This window comes from Chloroflexota bacterium, from assembly GCA_016197225.1.
Lineage (GTDB): Bacteria > Chloroflexota > Anaerolineae > Anaerolineales > VGOW01 > VGOW01.
On the sequence record JACPWC010000110.1, the window covers coordinates 1 to 1718 of the forward strand.

Sequence of the window (1718 nt, forward strand, 5' to 3'; positions counted from 1 at the left end):
CCCATTTGAATCAGCATGCCGATCAATAACGGAATGTCATCTATTCGGGTCGAGGTTATGGGGAGCTGGGGTATCATATACCCCAGCATAACTCACCTAATTCAACTTTAACCCTAAAATTTTACTCGAAACGGGAGCTTATCACTGCACTTCCTGATGTTCCCCTCACAGGCGCAAGAGCCTGAATCTTTCGGCCCTTGCAACTGGTAAAGTGATCGCCCTGTTTATTTCTTGCTTTTCTTCACCTTCGGCGGCAGTGATTGGGTGTAAGCAAAGCTCTTCTTCAGCCAGTTCTTCAATTCAGCCGACTCGGTAATCGCCTGCGGCACCTCCACATATTCGCGCATCGGCCGGCCCGGCATCGGCTCGAACTGCTTTGCGCCCGGCAGTTTCAAAAACTTTGCCCGCTCTTCTTCAGGCAATCGTATCATCAGCCGGTCAGCGAACACGCCGACGAACATCTGCCCGTTGACGAAGGCGCATGGGTAGCCGAACATCTTCCGTTGCTCGGCCATCGGAAAGTCGCCGAGCGCCTCGGCGAAGAATTCCTTGATCCACTCCGGCGCGGGCTTGAACTTGAGCATCTTTGGAGTTTGGGATTTCGCGTGCTTTTCGCGCGCTGTGCGTGGATTTGGGGTTTTTGATTTGGGTTTGGCAGGCATGTTGGCCTCCTGTGGTTGGTGTATGATAACGCAGAATTTGTCATTCCGATTTCCTTCTTTCCAAAATTTCCTATGACTTCCCTTCTCCCCTTCCTCAACTCTTCTTACTCCAACTTCCTCGCCGACCTCGCCGCCCTCGTCAACGTGGACTGCGGCACGCACAACAAGGCCGGAGTAGATCACGTCGGCGAATGGATCGGCGCGCGATGCCGCGAATGGGGCTGGGAGGTTGAACGCAGACCACAGGTGGATTACGGTGATTGCTGGATCGCGCGCTTGCGCGGCGCAAGCGACGGCGCGAATGCGGGCCGCCTCTTGCTTATCGGCCACCTCGACACGGTTTACCCGGACGGCACGGCGGCGGCGCGGCCCATGCGCTTCGAGGGGGACAAGATTCTCGGCCCCGGCGTCTGCGACATGAAGGGCGGCCTGCTGGTTGGCATGTACGCCTTGCGCGCTTTGCAGATGACAGGCTTCAACGACTTTGCCGAGATCGTTTTCGTCTTCAATAGCGAAGAGGAAGTTGGCTCGCCGGTCTCGCGCGCCGTCTACAGTTCCATAGCTCAACAGATGGATGCCGCCATCGTGTTCGAGTCGGCGCGGGCCAACGGCGACATTGTGAGCGCCCGCAAAGGCTCGGCGGAGTACAAGTTGACGGTGAAAGGCAAGTCGGCCCACGCCGGCGTCGAGCCGGAAAAAGGGGCAAACGCCGCCCTTGAACTGGCCCATCAGATCATCGCCGTGAGTCAACTCGACGGCCTTGTTCCAGGCGTGACGGTCAACCCGGACGTGATCGGCGGCGGCACAAAATCGAACGTCATTCCAGACGAAGCCTGGGCGCTAATTGACGTTCGAGCCACTGACTCAGCCGGGGCTGAAGCGATCACACAGGCGTTGGCAAACTGGCCGACGCAAACCACGGTGCCCGGCACGCAAGTTTCGATCACGGGCCGCTTCGGTTTTGCGCCGATGGCCAAGACTCCGGCTACGGCCAAACTGGCGCAGTTGGCAAAAGAGGCGGCCCGCGAGTTGGGCTTTGAGATGGACGACGCGGCC

The 1718-nt window shown here is 58.1% G+C and carries 2 protein-coding genes; one reads left to right on the plus strand and one right to left on the minus strand.

Annotation, left to right across the window (positions count from 1 at the left end; translation table 11 throughout):
* Window positions 1–224: 224 nt before the first annotated feature.
* On the minus strand, window positions 225–662 hold the full coding sequence (locus tag HYZ49_18000) for a TfoX/Sxy family protein (GenBank protein MBI3244178.1): 438 nt from the start codon (window positions 660–662) through the stop codon (window positions 225–227).
* Window positions 663–734: 72 nt separating this feature from the next.
* On the opposite strand from HYZ49_18000, the gene HYZ49_18005 reads away from it, so the two are divergent.
* Window positions 735–1718, plus strand: a 984-nt coding sequence (locus HYZ49_18005; GenBank protein MBI3244179.1) for a M20 family metallopeptidase, incomplete at its 3' end; no start/stop codon positions are given.

Bases quoted from the DNA above. Each gene is read 5' to 3' on its own strand.
- HYZ49_18000 (MBI3244178.1), bottom strand. From the start codon at position 662: ATGCCTGCCAAACCCAAATCAAAAACCCCAAATCCACGCACAGCGCGC.